Origin of the sequence: Anaerobacillus alkaliphilus (assembly GCF_004116265.1) — a bacterium.
Classification (GTDB): domain Bacteria; phylum Bacillota; class Bacilli; order Bacillales; family Anaerobacillaceae; genus Anaerobacillus; species Anaerobacillus alkaliphilus.
Genome location: NZ_QOUX01000045.1, coordinates 190,138 through 209,347 on the forward strand (window position 1 = coordinate 190,138; position 19,210 = coordinate 209,347).

Here is a 19,210-nt window from a genome sequence, read left to right on the forward strand (position 1 = left end):
AGCCAATAAATTATTTGTCAACTGGAAGCACTTTCAAAAAAGCGGAGAATAATTGAAATAAGTATTGGACAGAATTTTATACGTGGGGGTGATACAATGCATTCAAAACAGACAGTAAAGTATGTTTGTCAAAAATATCCTTCTGGTAATTGTTATTACTTTAAGCAGGAAATTATTACTCATGACTGTTGGGATAATCTAAATTCTTTAGCCTGGTCAGCACCGAGACCAATAACTGAAGAAACATTTTTAAGACAGAAGCAAAATGGTTATAAGACAGAAATTAATTACATTACGAAACCACCAGCCAAAATTTATCAACTACATAAATGAAAATCCCTCAGAATGGTTGAGGGATTTTTTCGTTCACAAAGTAACCCATATAAATTTCATCTTGATATTCTCCGTTTAGCATGACTTGTTCTTTTTGGATGCCTTCGATTGTAAAACCATATTTTTGATAGAGCTTAGTCGCAACCATGTTTCCTGAAAAAACGGTTAAAACGACTTTGTGAAGCTTGTGGATTTCTGCCCAACTTAAAGTGTACTCCATAATTTTACTGCCAATCCCTTTTCCCTGAGCTTCTGAAGCTAACCAGGTCCGAAATAATGCTACGTGTTGCTTCATTTCAAGTTCGCCACGTATGAGGCGGGAAATTCCTACAACTCGATTTTCTACTTGAATGACGGTGTACATATTATCTTTTTCTTTCATTTCGGAAATAAAAGCTTGCTCTTCCTGAGGTGTCCTTACCACTTCTTTTTGAATGGCTGTTTTCGCAAAGTTTGTTTCTTTCGTAAAAATCCCAAAAGCCGGATTTTTACACAAGATACTAAGAATTCACATCTAATCTAGTAAGTATTGCTCTTTTCTACATATTTTATTGGCTGATATCTTCATCTAGGATATTTTTTCGATTATTTTAGGGTAAAAAAGCAAAAATGTTTACGAAAAGAGCCTTTTGAATAAAACTACCATTTTGGACAATTTCCTTTGCTTTATCAACTATCTCAGCAGCATCCTTTTCCTGGGCAGGGCGAAGTGTTACATGTAGTTGATCTTTTGCTTGGAACGTCAATATGAAGTCTTCCATGTAATCACCTACTTTGCCAAAAATGATCTGGCTTCTTTTCAATACTTGTTTTTAATAGATGAGAAGCTGGGACAACCTTAATTTTGGAACTATCTAAATCTTTCAAGGCTTGTTTCACACCATTTACGGTTTCATGTCCTTTGATGCCAACGTGACCAATCCCGATTGCTTGTCCTTTTAGTTCAGCAACTCTCATAAGCTTATTCATTTGCTTATATACATGGCCACTTGAAGAATGTGTATCATCTAAAAAGATATCCCTCATCCCCCAAGGAACACCGATTTCCTCGGCTAATACTGGAATTACGGATTTGGAAGCTGTTCCACTATCAATAAAATATAGGCCATGTTCTTTTGCTGTTTCTAAAATGACTCGCATCATTGCCTCATTTTCAACAATTAACGAACCCATATGATTATTCATGCCTTTGGCATGAGGAACACTTTCAATTGCTTTCACTACTCTTGCTTTCACTTCCTCTAGTGATAAATCGCTTGTAATTGGATTTGGACCCAACCAAGATTTCTTGCCTTTTTTCGGCTGTAGGGGTAGGTGAATTATAACTTCAAGCCCTAATTGGTGTGCTAGCTCAGCTTGTTCTTTTGACTGTTCTAAAAATGGCATAACTGCTACTGTAATAGGGATGTTTGACTCAAGGAACTCTTCGACGCCTTTTACTTTTCCACCAAAATCGTCAATAATGATTGCAACTTTAGAGGCATCTCCCAAAGTTTCAGCTCTTGTCAATTGTGGAAAAATCATTGTACAAATACCTATGATAATTAAAATACGTTTCCATTTCATCTTTTTTCCTCCATAAACGTTTCTCAAAAGTAATTTATCCAACATGTACTTGTTTTACCCTTTAGACATCAATGAATTTCATAATTCATTAGTATCGCCATTACGAAACTAAAGTAGTTGCGCTAAAACATTCGCAACTACTTTAGTTTGATATGGCTCCATTAAGGTAATTATGAAATTCATTCAAATACATAAAAAAGAGCGATCCTAGATTAACGGGTTCCGTTTAGTATCGCAAATAATGCTTGCAATGGGTAAAGGAACCTGTTAAGCCTAAATCACTCTTACTCTACTTTCTGATGTTAAAGGCCGCATTTAACTGACCACGGAGCATTCGCTCTCTTAGTTCACTTTCACGTAATTTCTTTTGTTCCATTTTTCTAATCTCAAAAGTTTGCATACCGTCTTCCATTTTGTTGGCAATATCAACTAGCCGCTCTATATCTGAAAAAGAAAATTTGCGTGTTCCGCCTTTTGAGCGTTCAGGAAAAATAAGTTTTCTTTCTTCATAATAACGAATTTGTCTTTCTGATAAACCTGTTAATTCACTAACGATTCCAATGGTAATGACTTTTTTATCTTTATAAGAAGACAAGTTCATCCACTCCCTGTCTAAATATTCTTATTATAGTATCAACTATAACATGTTTTCACTTTTGATATGACAAAATGTAAGGTAATCTTCCAAGGAACGTTCGTTCTTGTTAGGTTATAAGTAACCTATTAAGTTATATTGAAAAAATGAAGATAATAAAGGATAGTAAAGGATAGGCTTGTCTTCTTCGGTTATAGAGAAGTAGGTGCTTATATTGAACTGAAAACACTTGTTGCTTGAAAATGACTATGGTGATAGAATTTTAAATTATTAATTAATTTACTGGTACTGAAAAAATAACAATTATGAGGTGACTTTGAGATTATGAAGGTTTGTAAGTTTGGTGGAACTTCTTTAGCAAGTGCAGAACAAATGAGAAAAGTTGCGAGTATTATTAGGGCAGATCAAGAGAGAAGAATTGTTGTTGTTTCAGCACCAGGAAAAAGATTTAAGGAAGATACGAAAGTTACTGATTTATTAATTTCGTTAGCTGAGGCCGCATTATCGAATGGTGATGTTGAAGATGCGCTACGCTTGGTAGTGAGTCGTTATGAGCAAATTGCGTTAGAATTAAAACTTTCTGTAGAGATTATAGACATTATTAAGGAAGATTTAGCAGCTAGATTAACGATGAAAGACGATGGTGACAGAGAATTTATGGATTTGATGAAAGCGAGTGGTGAAGATAATTGTGCGAAATTATTTTCTTTCTATTTGCAATCGCTAGGTGTTGAAGCCGAGTACATTGATCCAAAAGAAGTTGGTTTATTAGTAAGTAAAGAGTATGGCAATGCACAAGTTTTACCAGAAGCGTACGAAAACCTTCACAGGGAACTTAGAAATAAGGAAGGCATACTAGTTTTCCCAGGCTTCTTTGGTTATACACCTGAAGGGACTTTAATTACGTTTCCTCGTGGCGGTTCAGATATTACAGGTTCCATCGTCGCAGCAGCAGTCGAGGCGAACCTATACGAGAATTTCACGGATGTTGATTCTGTGTTTGCTGCAAATCCAAATGTTGTTCAAAATCCAGTTGAAATTAAAGAACTAACCTACCGGGAAATGCGTGAGCTTTCTTATGCTGGTTTCTCAGTTTTCCATGATGAGGCACTAATTCCGGCGTTTAAAAAAGGAGTACCTGTTTCTATAAAAAACACAAACAATCCAGGTGCACCAGGAACAATGGTCGTAAATGAGCGGAATTACATGATCAATCCTGTAGTCGGTATTGCTAGTGACTCTGGATTTAGTACGATCTACGTAAGAAAATATCTAATGAATCGAGAAGTAGGCTTCGGGCGTCACCTCTTAGAAATCATAGAGGATGAAGGATTGTCATATGAGCATATGCCATCAGGAATTGATGATACCTCTATTATTCTTAGAAGTTCTCAACTAACATTAGAAATGGAACAGAGAATTGTTCAAAGAATTGAACAAGAGCTACAAGTGGATGATGTTCACGTAGAGCATGATTTTGCAATGGTGATGGTCGTGGGTGAAGGAATGAGAAAGATGGTTGGGATTACAGCCAAAGCAACGACCGGCTTGGCAAGGGCAGGGGTAAACTTGCACATGATAAACCAAGGATCATCTGAAGTAAGTATGGTCTTTGGAGTGAAGACAGAGGATGCCGATAAAGCAGTTCGAGAATTATATAACGACTTCTTTGTTCCAACAAAAAGCCCAGTTCATTAGAACTGGGCTTTTCATTATATAGAACTATCCTTTTTTATCTAAAAGACTAATAATAAGTTGTTTTAATTCTTTTACTTCATTTCTCAGTTCTGCTATCTGGTCTGGCTCATCTTGTTTTTCGGCCGAATCAGCTTTTTCGACGTTACTAACAATAACCCCGATGAATAAATTGAAAATTACAAAGGTACCTAATAGAACAAACGATACAAAATAAATCCATGACCAAGGAAGTTGATGGTAAATCGGCCACATCACACCACTTGCCCATGATTCTAATGTTACAACTTGGAACAGTGTTAATAAAGATAATTGTAATGAACCAAAGTACTCTGGTGCAACTTCGGCAAACAGCATCGTTCCAGTTACTGCAAAAATATAAAAAATAATGCTCATTAATAACATGATATTTCCTAGAGCTGGAATCGTTAAAAGAAGTGCATCAACTAATTTGCGCAATGATGGAATAACGGAAATAGCTCTAAACACACGAAGTACACGTAAAATTCGTAGTACTGTTATGAAATGAGCACCGACAAAGATGTGTCCTGCGGCGACAATCAAAAAATCAAACCAATTCCAACTACTCTTAAAGAAGTTACTCAACTTCTTTTCAGCAATCATCCTTAAAATAATTTCTACTGTAAAAATCCAAATTAAAGCCTTATCTATTAAGAAGAATAATTCCTTATGAGTTTTGTAAATCGTAGGGTATGTTTCAATACCAACAACTATAGCATTAAACATAATTAATCCAAGAATTGTTCCTGTAAAATATTTATGCATGACAATTCTACTTACTTTTTGTTGAATACTTTCCTTCTTTCCTTCAGACATAAGTTCCTCCGATTTTTTCATACTTTAAGACACAAATTTAATTTTACTAAATCTTCTGGTAGAATAAAAGTTTTTCTTCTAATAATAACTAAAGCTGGGTTTCCCCAGCTTTAATTACTTCACATTGGAATATAACTTTCCTAGTTCCGTCGAACGTGCGGCAGCGCGTTTAATACATTCGACCATTGCTTCTTGGTAGTGGTAGCTCTCAAGAACTTTAAAGCCTGCCTCAGTTGTACCACCTGGGCTCATTACTTGTTTATATAATGTTTTTGATGAAAGGTCTGTCGATTTTATCCTTTCTGCCGCTCCAATCAGTACCTGAGCAATCAAGCTTTTTGCTAAGTGTTCATCCAGACCAATTTCTTTAGCACCGATTTCCATTGCTTCTATTAAATAATAAATGTAAGCGGGACCTGACCCTGATAAACCAGTGATCGCATCTAACTTTTCCTCTTCAACGATCGCGACTTCCCCAATTGCCTTAAATAACTCTTCTGACATGTTTAAATGCTCCAATTCAGCAAAGTTTCCAGAAGAGATTGCTGTAATAGACTCGCCAACTGCGGCTGAGGTATTAGGCATTGTTCGAATGATTGGGGCATTATGCCCAAGCAATTGTGAGATGCAGGACGTTGATACACCTGCAAGCACGGAAATGAATAATTGTTGCTCCGTAGTATAGTGCCTAATTTTTGCGATCGTTTCAGCAATATCTTTTGGTTTCATTGCAAAAACCACAATATCCATTTCTAAGAGTATTTCCTGATTATTTGAAAAAGTTTTCACACCGTATTGTTCTTGTAAAAGGAGAAGTCTTTCCTTGTTACTTCGATTTGTTACGAAAATTTGTTGAGGCAAAAGCACCTTTTCCTTTAGTATTCCAGAAATCATAGCTTCTGCCATACTTCCTGCCCCAATGAAAGCAACTTTTTTATTTGTTAACATAAACCCCATCTCCTCTGCCTTTTTTCACTTACAGCGTTACTCCACTAAAGTTGTTGGTTACTAAGAACGAATTTGACCATTCCCTAAAATAATATACTTGCTTGAAGTTAGAGCTTCTAAACCCATCGGACCTCTGGCATGAAGCTTTTGTGTACTTATCCCAATTTCCGCTCCAAAACCAAATTCAAACCCATCAGTAAAGCGAGTTGATGCGTTATGATAGAGGACTGCAGCATCTACAAATGTAAAAAACTTCTCTACATGATTGCTGTTTTCCGAAATGATCGCTTCGGAGTGTTTTGAACCATATTTGTTAATATGGGAAATGGCGTCTTCTACGGAAGTTACAATTTTTACCGCCAATGTTAAATTTAAAAATTCAGTTGCCCAATCTTCTTCAGTAGCATTTACAATTCGTGAATCTAGCCTTACTGCGTGGTCATCGCCGCGTAGTTCAACACCATGGGTAATAAGAGAATTAACTAGACTTGAAAAATGAAGCTTTGCCCACTCCTCGTGAACGAGAACAGTTTCACAGGCATTGCAGACAGAAGGACGTTGTGTTTTTGCGTTAATCAGAATATCTAACGCCATTGAATGCTCCGCAGTATCGTCAATAAAAATATGACAATTACCTACACCTGTTTCTAAAACAGGGACTGAAGCTTTTTCTACTACTGATTGAATAAGAGATGCTCCGCCTCGTGGGATTAATACATCTAAGTAGTCATTTAATTTAAACATTTTTTCAGCTGTTTCTCGTGAAGTATCCTCTATTAGCTGTACTGCTTCTTTAGGAATTGAACTTTCTAGGAGTCCAAGGTGAATCACGTGTACTAATGCTTTGTTAGAATGAATGGCTGAAGAACTCCCTCTCAATATTACAGCGTTACCAGTTTTTAAACACAGACTAGCAGCATCAACGGTTACATTCGGCCTTGCCTCATAGATCATCCCAATGACACCTAGAGGTACCCGAACTCTTTTTAACTTCAAGCCGTTTGGTCTTGTATCTTCAAAGGTTACACCGCCAACAGGATCATCTAGTTCTGCTAGCTGAGTCAGGGCGGATGCCATATCTTTAATCCTAGTTTCTGATAGCATTAGTCGATCGAGTAATCCCTCTGAAAAGCCATTACTCCTCCCGGCATCGAGGTCCTTTTGATTTTCCTTTAAAATGTATGGGATTTGACTCAGTAAAGCTTTACTAATTTTTACTAATGCCTTATTCTTTTCTTCTGTGGAAGAAGCTCCTAGTAATCCTGTTAATTCTTTTGCTTTCTGCGCTTTTGATACTAGTTCATTCATGATGTACCTCCTTATGAAAATGTAATCCATTGATCACGGTGAATAGCCTCAACAAATGCCGTTCTTTCTTCAGAGCTGTTTTTTCCTTTTATTGAGCGTAGTTCTTCAGCGGAATAATTTATTTGACCTTTGCCAATAATCTTTCCGCGGGCAGTTGCAACCTCGACAACATCTCCCTTTTGAAAGTTCCCAGATATCTCTTGAATACCTACAGGGAGTAAACTTTTCCCTTTTGCGACGATGGCTTGAGCTGCACCATCATCAACGAAAATTCTCCCATTCGTCATTGAGTGATAGGCAATCCATTGCTTTTTATTTCTTACCAATTTTTTGGTCGTTCCAATATAGGTACCGTCACCCTTGCCTAGGAGAATATCTGTTAATTTCTCTTGGCCTTGGCCAGTACCTATAAATACCTGAACGCCTAAAGAACCAGCGGTTTTTGCAGCTTCTATTTTAGATCTCATTCCACCTGTACCAACTTTAGAGCCAGTAGCTTTTGCTTGGGTAAGTAATTCATCAGTAATTGTCGGGAGATAATGATATTTTTTGGCACCTGGATTTTTACGAGGGTCTTCGTCGTATAGTCCATTTATATCTGTTAATATTGCTAAAAAATCCGCGTGTATAAGTCCACTTACTAAAGCAGAGAGCATATCATTGTCGCCAAAAGTAAGCTCTTCTACAGAGGTAGAATCGTTTTCGTTAATGATTGGGATTACACCACGTGCAAGTAGCTCGGTTAAAACAGCGTAGGCATTGCTGTATTGTTCCTGACTTAAAAAGTCGTTCCGGGTCAACAGCAGTTGTGCTACAACGATGCTATGTTGGCTAAATGCTTCTTCATATCCTTGCATCAGCAACCCTTGCCCTACTGCTGCAGCTGCTTGCTTTCCTGCAATTGTCACTGGTCTTGAAGGATAACCAAGCTTGGTGAAACCAGCAGCTACAGCTCCTGATGAAATTAAAATCACTTCATGACCTAGTTGTTTAAGCCTTGCTAATGCATTGGCGTGTTCGATCAGTTTTTCTCTGCATAAGCCACCTTTATTATTTGTTAATGAGCTACTGCCAATTTTGACAACAATTCGTTGCTTACTCATAATTAATCCCTCATTTTTGTTAGATAAATAAAAAAACTCCTCCATCCTTAAAAAGGACGGAAGAGTTATATCCGCGGTACCACCTTCATTGACATCTAAAAAGATGTCCTCTCAATACCATTAACGCTGGTAACGGTTAGGTTTTGGCCTAACAGCTCTAGGGCAGGTTCAATAGGTTTTATGGCGATGGAATCTCTCAGCCGGTGAATTCCACTCTCTTTCGCGAAAACGTTATTTACTAGTCCCTTTCAACACTTTAACCGAGTAAGTTTTTCTAATTATCTGATATTCGTATGACACTGTCAATACTTTTTTAGCTAAGCTTTACGGATATGAATTATAATAAACTTCAATACTGAAGTAAAGGCCATTATATTTAAAATTTAGAAAGAAGTTTGGTATAGTTGAAACATCTTTTTAATGGACAAAGAGTCGGAGGGATAATGAAAGTGAACAATAAGATTATTGTAATTACAGGTGCTTCAAGTGGGATTGGTTTAACATTAGCGAAAGATGTTGCCAGAAAAGGTGGAATACCCATTCTATTAGCACGCTCGACAAATAAGCTACAACAAGCAAGTGATGAAATTATAAAAACAACCGGTATTGAGGCGCCCTACTACACACTAGATGTTACGAATAATAAAGAGGTCTCCGATGTCTTTGCGCAAATTCTAGAAAAATATCAGAAAATTGATGTCTTAATTAATAATGCCGGATATGCGATTTTTGATACGTTCCTTGAAGCCAAAACAGAAGATATTGAAGGTATGTTTGCTGTGAATGTTTTTGGGCTTATTTCTTGTACTAAAGCAGCACTTCCTAACATGCTTAAGGAAAATACAGGTCACATTATTAATATAGCTTCACAAGCTGGTAAGCTAGCCACACCGAAATCTAGTGTTTATTCTGCGACGAAGCATGCAGTTTTAGCTATTTCAAACAGTCTTCGAATGGAGTTAGCGGATACGAATATTTTCGTTAGCTCTGTTAATCCCGGACCGATCAAAACACCTTTTTTTGACCGTGCTGATTTGACAGGAAACTATACGAAAAATGTTGAAAGATTTATGCTGGACCCGGCTTTTGTTTCACAAAAAATCCTCCAACTCGTAGACAAGCCTAAACGAGAACTTAATTTACCTAATTGGATGGGAGTTGGAACAACTCTTTATCAGCTATTTCCAGGACTAGTTGAGAAGTTTGCAGGAAAGAAGCTTAGCCAAAAATAAGCCTTTTTTGAAGTTATATCTTTTGTCTTTAAAACAAAGGGTAGTATATAATGTAAAAAAATGTTAGTTAAAGGTGGATATATAATGGCTAAGAAAAAGGTTGAAAAAGCAGTGCTTTTTTCAGCTACAGAATCACTATTAATTGAACAAGGCTATCGTGGGTTTCACTTAAAAGCTCTTTCAGAGCGGCTTAGGATCGGTAGAAGTACGTTGTATGAATATTATGCTAGTAAAGAGGAGCTAATTACAGACTATTTGGTGTATATTTTAGATACAATTATTGAAGAGTGTCAAAAGATTGAACAAAGTGATGCTATCACTCAATTGAGGGATATGGTGAAAATCTTTCTGAAATACTCGCAATTGCATCAAATCGCACTCATTATTCCGTTTATTGATCCTGAGCATTCTTCAAAAGTGGAAGCATCGTTAATTAATTTAAAGCGTGACCATGAGTTTCTTTATGAGAGAATGAGCCAGCTTATCGAGGAAGGGAAAGCTGCTAAACAGATTCGAGTTGATCTAGAAACAGTAGTAATTGCTAGTATGATCTTTAATGCCATCCAAGTTCCAAATGTGATGAAAAAACACGAGAAAGAGTGGGGGGAAACGGTTTTAGAAATTTTGTTTAACGGGATTGGAGCAACAACGTAACTGATGGGATTGGGGTAGATGCTCAGTCCCATTTTTTTCAAATTGAAAAGAGAACGTATATTCGTTATAATTTAGATTATAATAAGAATGTACGTTCTCTTTTGGTTTATTAGCGTATTTGTAAAGGAGGAAGAGAAATGCGAATTGATTATCCGTCATTACCAGCAAGGACGATATTCTGTATTGATATGAAAAGTTTTTATGCTAGTTGTTCAGCTCTTCTTCTAGGTTTAGATCCGTTAACAGCTTATCTGGCTGTAGTTGGAGATACGGAACGGGATGGAAGCATCGTTTTAGCTGCAACACCTAGGTTAAAATCTGATTTTGGAATTAAAACAGGAAATCGTCTTTTTGAAATTCCAAAAGACCCTCGAATTAAAATTGTCAATGCTCAAATGTCAACATATTTGCAAGTTTCGACTAGGTTAACATCATTTTTTAATCAATACGTTCCTCTAGAATCTATCCATACATATAGCGTTGATGAAAGTTTTCTTGATGTGAAAGGAACAACGCGGCTTTGGGGAAGTGCCTGGCAGCTCGCACAGCGGATTAGAGAAGATATGCTAGCTGAGTTTGGATTAAGTTGTTCCATTGGAATTGGCCCTAACATGCTACTGTCAAAAGTTTGCCTTGATCTAGAAGCTAAAAAAGCAGGTATTGCAGAGTGGGGTTACAGTGATGTGAAGAAAAAGCTTTGGCCTGTATCTCCGTTACGTGAAATGTGGGGGATTGGGTCAAGAATGGAGAAACGATTAAATAAATTAGGAATTTTTTCAATCGGTCAATTGGCAGAAGCTCCGTTATCATTACTTGAAAAAAACTTTGGAATTATGGGGAATCAGCTTTATTATCATGCTCATGGGGTTGACCTTTCAGATTTAGGTGCACCGATTGTGGAGGGCCAAATCAGCTTTGGGAAAAGCCAAATTTTATTACGCGATTATCAAGACCTGGAAGAAATTAAGCATGTCATATTAGAAATGTGTGAAGAAGTCGCAAGGCGTGCGAGAACAGCTACAAAAGCAGGAAGAACGATCAGTCTAGGTATCGGTTATAGCAAGGATGAAGCAGGCGGAGGCTTCCATAGATCGACAACATTGCAAACAGCCACAAATATTACGCTTGAGATTTATGACGCTTGTTTACAACTATTTGGTCGATATTATCGTGGGGAAACAGTTCGAAGTATTTCAATCGCTCTTTCAAATGTAGTTAGTGATGACCAAATTCAGCTTAGTTTCCTCAATCCTAATAAACCTCGTCAAAGAGATCTTGGCTATATTATGGACTTTATTAGGGAGAAGCATGGTTCAGATAAGCTACTTCGAGCAGTATCCTATACGAAAGCTGGGACAGCGAAGCATCGTAGCAAGCTTGTTGGTGGACATAAAGCATAAGGGGTAGGGGGAAATTATTAAAGATCGTAGAACAAGTCATATGTCGTCCCTATAGAAAATATAATAGACATTACAATTGATTGAATTTATAACCACCTACGATACTAATGACTGATGAAATTCATTAAATCGAATAACTTTAAATTTGTTCGGAATTTTGTAAAACATTCTTCACAATTTGTTTACTTCATTTACTTAGAAAAGATGTTATAGTAAGGATGCAAAAAGGTATTTAAAAAACAAGAATGGGAAGTGAAGGCGTGATTGTTCAAGATTTGATTGAGACAACAGAATTTTTCACAGAGGAAACAAAAGACGACTTTTTTGTTATTTATGAAAAATTTGCAAACAGTGATTGTAACTGTGAAGGAAATATGTTCGAAGAAATAGAATGTGATGATGAGGAAATAGTTCAAATTCTTCAAGGTAATCCTGATTGTAGTTGTTCTTTACGAAGCATTGAGAGCTATCGCGTTGGGCAAGAATACAAAACAGTAGAAGATATTCTTGCAAAAATTAAAAAAGAGCATACAGAAATTTTTAAATAAGAGTGGTCGGTTAAGCCACTTATAATACTTGTTTTCACCAATCCTCTCGTCGTATTGAGAGGATTTTTCCTTTTCTACTTGTAAAACAAAAGAAGTGGATGATTGCAGAAAAAGATAGAAAAGCTATAATATGAACTATAAATTGATAAAGGATGGTAAGGATGATAAACGTATTATTTGTATGCCTAGGAAATATATGTCGATCACCGATGGCAGAAGCTATCTTTAGAAATAAAGTTACATCAGCAGGACTGGAAAAAGAATTTTTTATTGATTCAGCTGGGACGGGTGACTGGCATATTGGCAAACCTCCTCATGAGGGTACACTAGAAATATTAAAGGAGCATAGTATCGATGGCTCCGGTATGTCTGCAAGACAAGTCAAAAACGAGGATATAAAGAAATTTGACTATATTATTGCCATGGATGCAGAAAATTTAGGGAATTTACACCGGTTAAAGGGAAGAGATACTTCAGGAGAAATTGGCAGACTGTTAGATTTTATTCCTGAAGCAAGTAAAGTTGACGTGCCCGATCCCTATTTTACAGGGAATTTTAACGAGGTTTATCAATTAGTTGATGAGGCTTGTGAGAAACTCCTTCTACATATCCGGAATAAACATGAACTTTAAAAATAAAAGCTGACCTATTAAAAAAATAGTCAGCTTTTTGTCTTTTTATATGGCTATTTTCGCAAAGAGCGCTGCTTTTCAAATTAAGCCACAAAGGCATTGTTCTAGGTTTAGCGGGAATCTTTTCTAAACTCTTCATTGGATTATAAACGAATTATCTTGTTGAATAACCACAAAGTTTACGAAAAGAGCCTGTAATTTTAAATTTCTTGAAGCTCTTGGATATTAACAGTCATTTCGTTTTCTGGGTTTTGTCTTGGATAGACTCTAGCCGTACCATCAGCACTGTTTACATTTTGGATCCAAATTGAAGTGCCATTATATTGTACTTCAATTTCTTTTGCGGAGTCTAAGATTTGTTGTGCGCGATTAACGTTCATATGTAAGCCTCCTTTACTTTTGTCTATCCATAATATCTCAACAATAGAAAAAAACTATACATGATAAAAGTATGTAAGAATACATGCCAATCGGGAGATATGATGAACGATTACGCCTAGTATTGAATATGTTGGATGTATGGGCATGTGTGACCCATATAATTTTAACAACATTCCCTAGGAGGGGTTGATATAGATGTGTGGTATTACAGGTTGGATTGATTGGAATAAAGATTTAACAAAAGAAGTAAAGGCGGTTGAACGAATGGCCGCAACATTAAGTAAGCGGGGACCAGATGATTATCGGGTTTGGAGTACACCGCATGCGGCATTTGGTCACACCAGATTAGTCGTTGTAGACCCTGAAGGTGGAAAACAACCGATGACAAAGTCAGTTCACGAAAAAGGATATACAATCGCATATAACGGCGAATTATATAATACTGAGGATCTTCGACGGGAGTTATTAAGAAAAGGGCATTCATTTAAATCACATTCTGATACAGAAGTTTTACTTACTTCATTTATTGAGTGGGGACCTGATTGCGTTAATCATTTAAACGGGATATTTGCATTTGCAATTTGGGATCAAGAAAAGGATGAACTATTTATCGCTCGGGATCGCTTAGGTGTGAAGCCACTCTTTTATCAAGAATTAAACGGGGCACTCGTGTTTGGTTCGGAGTTAAAAGCGGTATTGGCTCACCCAGAGGTGAAAGCGGAAGTAACGAGAGAAGGGTTAGCAGAAGTATTTGGGTTAGGCCCTTCAAGAACGCCCGGTCATGGTGTCTTCAACCATATGAAAGAATTACGTCCAGCTCATGCCTTAAAGTACGGTCGAAGTGGCTTAAAGGTCTATCGTTACTGGAACTTAAAGAGTGAGAAGCACACGGATGATGTTGACCAAACTGCCGAAAAAATTCAGTGGCTTTTACAAGATACGGTAGAAAGGCAGCTTGTAGCGGATGTACCGGTGAGTACATTTCTTTCAGGTGGCGTGGACTCAAGCGCATTAACAGCGTTTGCTGCAAAATATTTTGAAAAAGAAGGAAGAGGTCCACTTCACACCTATTCCGTAGATTATATCGATAATGATAAGTATTTTAAAGCGAATGATTTTCAGCCAAATGCAGATGGTCCTTGGATTAAAGAAGTTTCGGAGTTTCTTGGAACAACACATCATTCTTGTGTCATTACAAATGAAGATTTGGCTGGCTATTTAAAGGAAGCAGTTCTTGTTCGAGATTTACCGGGAATGGCTGACATTGACTCATCATTACTTTGGTTCTGTAAGCAAATCAAGAAAGATGTGACTGTTGGTTTATCGGGGGAATGTGCAGATGAAATCTTTGGTGGTTATCCTTGGTTTCACCGTGAAGATTTAATGAACCGTGATAGTTTTCCATGGATGCATTCAACGCTAGAGCGTGAAGCATTATTAAATGAAGAATGGCGTGGAAAATTACAGCTAAAAGATTATGTGATAAGTCGTTATCAAGATACAATAGCAGAAACACCACGTCTGGAAGGTGAAAGTAAAGAAGATGCCCGTCGGAGAGAATTATTTTATTTAAATAAGGTTTGGTTTATGACAACATTACTTGACCGTAAAGACCGTATGAGCATGGGAGCAAGCTTAGAGGTAAGGGTTCCATTTGCGGATCATCGTCTAGTCGAGTACGTTTGGAATATTCCATGGGAAATGAAAAACCTAGAAGGTCGAGAAAAAGGAATTTTACGAAAAGCATTAGAAGGTGTGTTACCTGACAATGTATTATACCGTAAAAAAAGTCCTTACCCGAAAACTCATAATCCGCATTATACAAATGCTGTAAAAGGTTGGCTACAAGAAATTGTTGCTGACCCTAGTTCACCAATATTACAATTTGTAAATAAGAATAAAGTCCAAGAGATTATTGATACCGATGGAGCGGCATTTAAGAAACCTTGGTTCGGGCAACTGATGACAGGCCCTCAGTTAATTGCTCATCTCTGCCAGATTGATACTTGGTTACGTGAGTATAAAATTACGATTAAGGAATAAAAGCAAAAGCAACCTAGAATAAATACTCTAGGTTGCTTTTATAGTTCGAGGACATAAATGAAATGAAAATAAAAGTCTTAAATAATCAATTTTTTATGGTAAAGTTTCTTTTAGGACTGAAGGGGGTTATTAGAATGACCAAGAATTTTAAATTAGAGCAACCAAAAATTCCGTTAGACATACAGCCGGTAAACTTTCAAGATATATATTACGATGAAGATCTATTTATAACAAATAGTATAATTAATAGTACTGCGATTGATAGTGTTGAGATTGAGAAATTAGTTATAAACAAAGTTATTTTTAAGAATGTGAGATTTATAAACGTTTCTCTTAAAAGAATTGATTTAACAGATGTAATCTTTGAAAACTGTGATTTATCAAATACTGACTTTAGCGAAGGTATTATACATAGAGTTAGTTTTAAAGAATGCAAATTAATCGGAGTAAATCTCTCAGAGGCTAATTTAGGGAACGTTACTTTTGAGAACTGCAATGTAAATATGAGCGACTTTGTCGATGCTCGCTTAAAGCAAGTGGTTTTTGATCATTCATCATTGCAAAGTGCTAATTATTGTGAGTGTCAATTTAGTAAGGTTAAGTTTCTCCAATGCGATCTTAATGGGATTAACTTTACTCAAACTTCCCTTAAAGGCATAGATATTAGTACTTGTACATTTGAGAGCATTAATGTAAATATAGGAGCGTTAGAAGGTTGCGTAGTTTCTTCTGAACAGGCAATCGGTTTTGCAACATTGTTAGGGTTGAAAATAAAGGGTTAGGAATTAGGAAAAAAGCAGCTGTAAGTCTATGAATTTAGATAGCTGTATGGTAGGAAGAAGGGGAAAAAATTGAAACTAACAACGAAAGAACTAGTATTAGTAAGCGTGTGTATTGCTCTAACTGTTATAGGCAGTATGATAAAAATTCCTAGTCCATTTGGAACGGTAGCGTTAGACTCTGCTCCTGCATTTTTGGCAGCATTTTTATTTGGTCCTGTATTTGGAGCAATTGTCGCTTTCTTTGGTCATATGCTTACAGCATTAAATGTTGGAATGCCATTAACAGTCTTGATACACTTGTTGATTGCAACACAGATGGCTATAGTATGTAGTATTGCTGGTCTAATCTATAAAAAAGGCTATTTCGTGTTAGCGCTTATTAGTGGCTTCTTATTAAATGGTGTTGTGGCACCGGCGACTTTTATCATCATCCCTCAGTTCGGTATGCCGTTTTTTACAGCAATGATTGTGCCGTTACTACTAGGCGTAGGAATAAATCTAGCTGTTGCAGCAATAATAGTAAGGACATTGAGAGGAAGAGTAAGGCTATGAATATTAGTAGATATAGAGACCTAACAATTTTAGATAACGATTCTTGTAAGCTTGTGATCGCTTGTGACTCGTCTGGTGCAATTGGACCTAAAGAATTAGATGTGATAAAGGTTGATGGCTATACCGTGGGCCGGTTTTTGACAAGAGTTGTTCTGATGGAGTTACTCTCTGTAGGAGCTACACCTCTAACAATAATTGATACCTTGGCTATTGAGATGGATCCTACTGGGCAGGAAGTTATTAATGGAATAAAAGATGAAGCGGCAATGGTAGGGTTAGTTAGTCCAGAATTTCTCAATGGCAGTACGGAAGAAAATATTCCTGTTAAACAGACGGGGGTTGGTATTACTGCGATTGGCCAAGTAGATCATTTTTTTGCTGAAAGTCTCGAGGGTGATTATGTAGTAGTTGTTGGGATCCCAAAGGTAGGGGATGAAGTAAGTATTGAGGATAAAGAAATCTGTAATTTGCCTTCAATTAGAGAAATACGGAAAATGTCAGGTGTACAAGAGATCGTACCTGTAGGTTCTAAGGGGATAGGGTTTGAACTTGATGAACTTCTTAAACGCAATAAACTCATCTTAGGAAAGTTTCAAACCGAGATAGATTTACATAAATCAGCCGGACCGACCACATGTGTAGTTCTTACTTGTCGAGAAGAATGCCTTGAAAAAATAAAAAACAAAATCACTCAACCTTTAACGATATTGGGCCAATTGAAAAAGGTCGAAAAGATATAAAAAAAATTTGAAATAATGTGTAACTTATTTTTAAAAATGACGTATTACATAGTGAAACAATTTTACCTGCAAAAAATAGCCCACTCTTATTAAAGAAGGGGGCTATTTTTATAAATCATTCATTAGGCGTGTTAGCGTCGTCTATCTTACTTAGACTCTCGTCACAAAAAGGAGATAAAACAAAGGAAACGCTAAATAGTGGCGCTTTGAGCTGTTAAAGCATTAATCAAAGCAATAGATAAAGCAGCAAACTGATTTTGCACTGTATACAAATTTTGCATATAATCTTCCTAAGGAGGAAGACAAAATGAATGATGGACAATTAAAAAACTTACTATTTATATATGAAAACATATTGAACGAAATTAATGTAGGTGTACAAGTTATTAACACTCAAGGAAATACAATTATTTATAATCGTAAAAAGGCTCAGCTAGAATCAATGGAACTAGACGATGTCTTACATAAAAATCTGTTAGACATTTTTTCTTTTAAAAATCGAAAAGACAGCCGCTTATTACAAGCACTAGAAAATGGCGTTAGTATGAAAAATGCTAAACAAACCTACTTCACCAATAAAGGAAAAGAAATAACCACCATTAATCATACGTACCCCATTGTAAAAGATGGTGAAGTGATTGCTGCGGTTGAATTAGCTAGTGACATTACAAAATTTGAACGCCTAAAAGAAAATGTTTTAAAAACAGGAAATACTCGATATACATTTGAGAGTATCATTGGTGAAAGTAAGGCTGTAAAAGAAGTAATTGATACAAGCAAAAGGGCTGCACGGACCTCATCTTCCGTATTAATTATTGGAGAAACAGGTACTGGAAAAGAATTATTTTCGCAAAGTATTCATCATGGAAGTGAACGTTCAAATAAGCCGTTTATTTCACAAAACTGTGCAGCACTCCCGGATAGTTTATTAGAAAGTTTATTATTCGGAACAAAGAAGGGGGCCTTTACAGGAGCGATTGATCACCCTGGATTGTTAGAACAAGCTGAAGGAGGAACCATTTTACTAGATGAAATCAATTCACTAAATCCAGCGCTTCAAGCTAAGTTGTTAAGAGCAATCCAAGAGAAAACAATACGTCGGGTTGGGGATACGAAAGACAAGCAAGTTGATGTTCGAATTATCGCCACGATTAATGAGGATCCAATTGATGCGATTGCAAATCATCGGCTACGAAAAGATTTATATTATCGCCTAAGTGTTGTCTCAATTATTATTCCGCCACTCCGTGATCGCAAAGAAGACATCCCTTTACTTGCTAATAAATTTATAGAGAAATATAATTACTTATTCCATTTAGATGTACGGAAAATTAGTGATAAGGTCTATCATTTATTTTTAGATTACGATTGGCCGGGGAATATACGTGAGCTTGAACATGCGATTGAAGGAGCAATGAATTTAATTACCGATGAAACAGAAATAGGCTTTCATCATTTACCTTACCACTTCTTAAATAAGTCTAAGCAAGTTTACAGTGTGTCGTCTACTTCTCAAAATAAGAATTTAGACGAAGAAGATCTATCAGTCAAATTAAAAGATCAAATGGAGAATGCAGAGGCAGCATATATAAAGAAAGTTCTTGAAAAGAATAAAAATAATATTACACATACAGCAAGTGTCTTAGGAATTAGTCGTCAAAGCTTACAATATAGAATTCGTAAATTTAATATAAAAGAAAGCTACTAGTAGTTAAACGAGCCAAGGAGGCGATCTAAACTGTACCCCTTGTAAAGGACATTTTAAAAAAAGACTAGGCAGCGTTAAGAAGATGATCTCTGTACTGTACAGGGGTCATCTTTTTTAAATCCCATTGGTATCTATAATTGTTGTAGTAATTCA

22 protein-coding genes and 1 other annotated feature are annotated in these 19,210 nt (G+C 36.5%); of the genes, 12 read left to right on the forward strand and 10 right to left on the reverse strand.

Annotation, left to right across the window (positions count from 1 at the left end):
• The first annotated feature begins 96 nt into the window (after nt 1–96).
• Nucleotides 97–333, forward strand: a complete 237-nt coding sequence (locus DS745_RS15150; RefSeq protein ID WP_129079072.1) for a hypothetical protein — start codon at nt 97–99, stop codon at nt 331–333.
• 7 nt (nt 334–340) lie between these two features.
• Here DS745_RS15150 and DS745_RS15155 read toward each other — a convergent pair whose 3' ends face one another.
• The 4 genes from DS745_RS15155 to DS745_RS15165 all read right to left on the reverse strand — a co-directional run bounded on the left by DS745_RS15155 (nt 341) and on the right by DS745_RS15165 (nt 2,500).
• Nucleotides 341–829 carry a GNAT family N-acetyltransferase gene (locus DS745_RS15155; RefSeq protein ID WP_241657837.1) on the reverse strand — a complete coding sequence of 163 codons (489 nt, stop codon included), beginning with the start codon at nt 827–829 and terminating at the stop codon, nt 341–343.
• Between the two features lie 94 nt (nt 830–923).
• The gene (locus tag DS745_RS24620; protein ID WP_161568276.1) at nt 924–1,094 is read right to left on the reverse strand and encodes a hypothetical protein; all 171 of its coding nucleotides are present in this window, start codon (nt 1,092–1,094) and stop codon (nt 924–926) included.
• Between the two features lie 4 nt (nt 1,095–1,098).
• Entirely contained in the window at nt 1,099–1,899 is an 801-nt protein-coding gene (locus DS745_RS15160; protein WP_129079074.1) for a divergent polysaccharide deacetylase family protein, read from the reverse strand.
• 289 nt (nt 1,900–2,188) lie between these two features.
• A complete protein-coding gene (locus DS745_RS15165; RefSeq protein ID WP_129079075.1) occupies nt 2,189–2,500 on the reverse strand; it encodes a MerR family transcriptional regulator in 312 nt (103 codons plus the stop codon).
• Between the two features lie 318 nt (nt 2,501–2,818).
• Here DS745_RS15165 and DS745_RS15170 point away from each other — a divergent pair, with 318 nt between their 5' ends.
• Nucleotides 2,819–4,192 (forward strand): aspartate kinase, encoded by a 1,374-nt coding sequence (locus tag DS745_RS15170; protein ID WP_129079076.1) that lies wholly within the window; start codon nt 2,819–2,821, stop codon nt 4,190–4,192.
• A 24-nt stretch (nt 4,193–4,216) separates the two neighbouring features.
• On the opposite strand, the gene DS745_RS15175 is transcribed toward DS745_RS15170, so the two are convergent.
• The 4 genes from DS745_RS15175 to proB all read right to left on the reverse strand — a co-directional run bounded on the left by DS745_RS15175 (nt 4,217) and on the right by proB (nt 8,385).
• Entirely contained in the window at nt 4,217–5,026 is an 810-nt protein-coding gene (locus DS745_RS15175) for an ion transporter (RefSeq protein ID WP_129079077.1), read from the reverse strand.
• A 114-nt stretch (nt 5,027–5,140) separates the two neighbouring features.
• Complete coding sequence (gene proC / locus DS745_RS15180; RefSeq protein ID WP_129079078.1) at nt 5,141–5,974, reverse strand: pyrroline-5-carboxylate reductase; 834 nt, start codon at nt 5,972–5,974, stop codon at nt 5,141–5,143.
• Nucleotides 5,975–6,034: 60 nt separating this feature from the next.
• Nucleotides 6,035–7,282 (reverse strand): glutamate-5-semialdehyde dehydrogenase, encoded by a 1,248-nt coding sequence (locus tag DS745_RS15185; protein WP_129079079.1) that lies wholly within the window; start codon nt 7,280–7,282, stop codon nt 6,035–6,037.
• A gap of 11 nt (nt 7,283–7,293) precedes the next feature.
• A complete protein-coding gene (gene proB / locus DS745_RS15190; RefSeq protein ID WP_129079080.1) occupies nt 7,294–8,385 on the reverse strand; it encodes a glutamate 5-kinase in 1,092 nt (363 codons plus the stop codon).
• Between the two features lie 49 nt (nt 8,386–8,434).
• Nucleotides 8,435–8,646: a binding site (T-box leader), on the reverse strand.
• 182 nt (nt 8,647–8,828) lie between these two features.
• On the opposite strand from proB, the gene DS745_RS15195 reads away from it, so the two are divergent.
• From DS745_RS15195 to DS745_RS15215, 5 genes are all read left to right on the forward strand, one after another.
• On the forward strand, nt 8,829–9,617 hold the full coding sequence (locus tag DS745_RS15195) for an SDR family NAD(P)-dependent oxidoreductase (protein ID WP_129079081.1): 789 nt from the start codon (nt 8,829–8,831) through the stop codon (nt 9,615–9,617).
• 84 nt (nt 9,618–9,701) lie between these two features.
• Nucleotides 9,702–10,271: a TetR/AcrR family transcriptional regulator gene (locus DS745_RS15200; RefSeq protein ID WP_161568277.1), complete on the forward strand. Its 570-nt coding sequence runs from the start codon at nt 9,702–9,704 to the stop codon at nt 10,269–10,271.
• A gap of 137 nt (nt 10,272–10,408) precedes the next feature.
• On the forward strand, nt 10,409–11,671 hold the full coding sequence (locus DS745_RS15205) for a Y-family DNA polymerase (RefSeq protein WP_129079083.1): 1,263 nt from the start codon (nt 10,409–10,411) through the stop codon (nt 11,669–11,671).
• Between the two features lie 260 nt (nt 11,672–11,931).
• The gene (locus DS745_RS15210) at nt 11,932–12,219 is read left to right on the forward strand and encodes a hypothetical protein (RefSeq protein WP_129079084.1); all 288 of its coding nucleotides are present in this window, start codon (nt 11,932–11,934) and stop codon (nt 12,217–12,219) included.
• 161 nt (nt 12,220–12,380) lie between these two features.
• Nucleotides 12,381–12,851 carry a low molecular weight protein-tyrosine-phosphatase gene (locus DS745_RS15215; protein WP_129079085.1) on the forward strand — a complete coding sequence of 157 codons (471 nt, stop codon included), beginning with the start codon at nt 12,381–12,383 and terminating at the stop codon, nt 12,849–12,851.
• Nucleotides 12,852–13,051: 200 nt separating this feature from the next.
• Here DS745_RS15215 and DS745_RS15220 read toward each other — a convergent pair whose 3' ends face one another.
• The gene (locus DS745_RS15220) at nt 13,052–13,231 is read right to left on the reverse strand and encodes an H-type small acid-soluble spore protein (RefSeq protein ID WP_129079086.1); all 180 of its coding nucleotides are present in this window, start codon (nt 13,229–13,231) and stop codon (nt 13,052–13,054) included.
• 196 nt (nt 13,232–13,427) lie between these two features.
• Here DS745_RS15220 and asnB point away from each other — a divergent pair, with 196 nt between their 5' ends.
• The 5 genes from asnB to DS745_RS15245 all read left to right on the forward strand — a co-directional run bounded on the left by asnB (nt 13,428) and on the right by DS745_RS15245 (nt 19,057).
• Nucleotides 13,428–15,275, forward strand: coding sequence for an asparagine synthase (glutamine-hydrolyzing) (asnB, locus tag DS745_RS15225; RefSeq protein WP_129079087.1), 1,848 nt, complete (start codon nt 13,428–13,430; stop codon nt 15,273–15,275).
• Nucleotides 15,276–15,409: 134 nt separating this feature from the next.
• Nucleotides 15,410–16,057, forward strand: a complete 648-nt coding sequence (locus DS745_RS15230; RefSeq protein WP_129079088.1) for a pentapeptide repeat-containing protein — start codon at nt 15,410–15,412, stop codon at nt 16,055–16,057.
• A gap of 69 nt (nt 16,058–16,126) precedes the next feature.
• Entirely contained in the window at nt 16,127–16,609 is a 483-nt protein-coding gene (locus DS745_RS15235; RefSeq protein ID WP_161568278.1) for an ECF transporter S component, read from the forward strand.
• A complete protein-coding gene (locus tag DS745_RS15240) occupies nt 16,606–17,349 on the forward strand; it encodes an AIR synthase related protein (RefSeq protein ID WP_129079090.1) in 744 nt (247 codons plus the stop codon). The genes DS745_RS15235 and DS745_RS15240 overlap by 4 nt, the downstream gene beginning before the upstream one ends.
• Nucleotides 17,350–17,656: 307 nt before the next feature.
• Nucleotides 17,657–19,057, forward strand: coding sequence for a sigma-54 interaction domain-containing protein (locus DS745_RS15245; RefSeq protein WP_129079091.1), 1,401 nt, complete (start codon nt 17,657–17,659; stop codon nt 19,055–19,057).
• 64 nt (nt 19,058–19,121) lie between these two features.
• Here DS745_RS15245 and DS745_RS15250 read toward each other — a convergent pair.
• On the reverse strand, nt 19,122–19,210 hold an 89-nt coding region (locus tag DS745_RS15250; RefSeq protein ID WP_153188168.1), incomplete at its 5' end, for an IS3 family transposase.

Excerpts from the sequence above, each read along its gene's own strand:
- DS745_RS24620 (WP_161568276.1), bottom strand. The coding sequence starts at position 1,094 with ATGGAAGACTTCATATTGACGTTCCAAGCAAAAGATCAACTACATGTA.
- proB (WP_129079080.1), bottom strand. The coding sequence starts at position 8,385 with ATGAGTAAGCAACGAATTGTTGTCAAAATTGGCAGTAGCTCATTAACA.
- DS745_RS15160 (WP_129079074.1), bottom strand. The coding sequence starts at position 1,899 with ATGAAATGGAAACGTATTTTAATTATCATAGGTATTTGTACAATGATT.
- DS745_RS15195 (WP_129079081.1), top strand. The coding sequence starts at position 8,829 with ATGAAAGTGAACAATAAGATTATTGTAATTACAGGTGCTTCAAGTGGG.
- DS745_RS15215 (WP_129079085.1), top strand. The coding sequence starts at position 12,381 with ATGATAAACGTATTATTTGTATGCCTAGGAAATATATGTCGATCACCG.
- DS745_RS15245 (WP_129079091.1), top strand. The coding sequence starts at position 17,657 with ATGAATGATGGACAATTAAAAAACTTACTATTTATATATGAAAACATA.
- DS745_RS15165 (WP_129079075.1), bottom strand. The coding sequence starts at position 2,500 with ATGAACTTGTCTTCTTATAAAGATAAAAAAGTCATTACCATTGGAATC.
- DS745_RS15240 (WP_129079090.1), top strand. The coding sequence starts at position 16,606 with ATGAATATTAGTAGATATAGAGACCTAACAATTTTAGATAACGATTCT.
- DS745_RS15175 (WP_129079077.1), bottom strand. The coding sequence starts at position 5,026 with ATGTCTGAAGGAAAGAAGGAAAGTATTCAACAAAAAGTAAGTAGAATT.
- proC (WP_129079078.1), bottom strand. The coding sequence starts at position 5,974 with ATGTTAACAAATAAAAAAGTTGCTTTCATTGGGGCAGGAAGTATGGCA.
- DS745_RS15170 (WP_129079076.1), top strand. The coding sequence starts at position 2,819 with ATGAAGGTTTGTAAGTTTGGTGGAACTTCTTTAGCAAGTGCAGAACAA.
- DS745_RS15185 (WP_129079079.1), bottom strand. The coding sequence starts at position 7,282 with ATGAATGAACTAGTATCAAAAGCGCAGAAAGCAAAAGAATTAACAGGA.
- DS745_RS15220 (WP_129079086.1), bottom strand. The coding sequence starts at position 13,231 with ATGAACGTTAATCGCGCACAACAAATCTTAGACTCCGCAAAAGAAATT.
- DS745_RS15205 (WP_129079083.1), top strand. The coding sequence starts at position 10,409 with ATGCGAATTGATTATCCGTCATTACCAGCAAGGACGATATTCTGTATT.
- DS745_RS15150 (WP_129079072.1), top strand. The coding sequence starts at position 97 with ATGCATTCAAAACAGACAGTAAAGTATGTTTGTCAAAAATATCCTTCT.
- DS745_RS15230 (WP_129079088.1), top strand. The coding sequence starts at position 15,410 with ATGACCAAGAATTTTAAATTAGAGCAACCAAAAATTCCGTTAGACATA.
- asnB (WP_129079087.1), top strand. The coding sequence starts at position 13,428 with ATGTGTGGTATTACAGGTTGGATTGATTGGAATAAAGATTTAACAAAA.
- DS745_RS15200 (WP_161568277.1), top strand. The coding sequence starts at position 9,702 with ATGGCTAAGAAAAAGGTTGAAAAAGCAGTGCTTTTTTCAGCTACAGAA.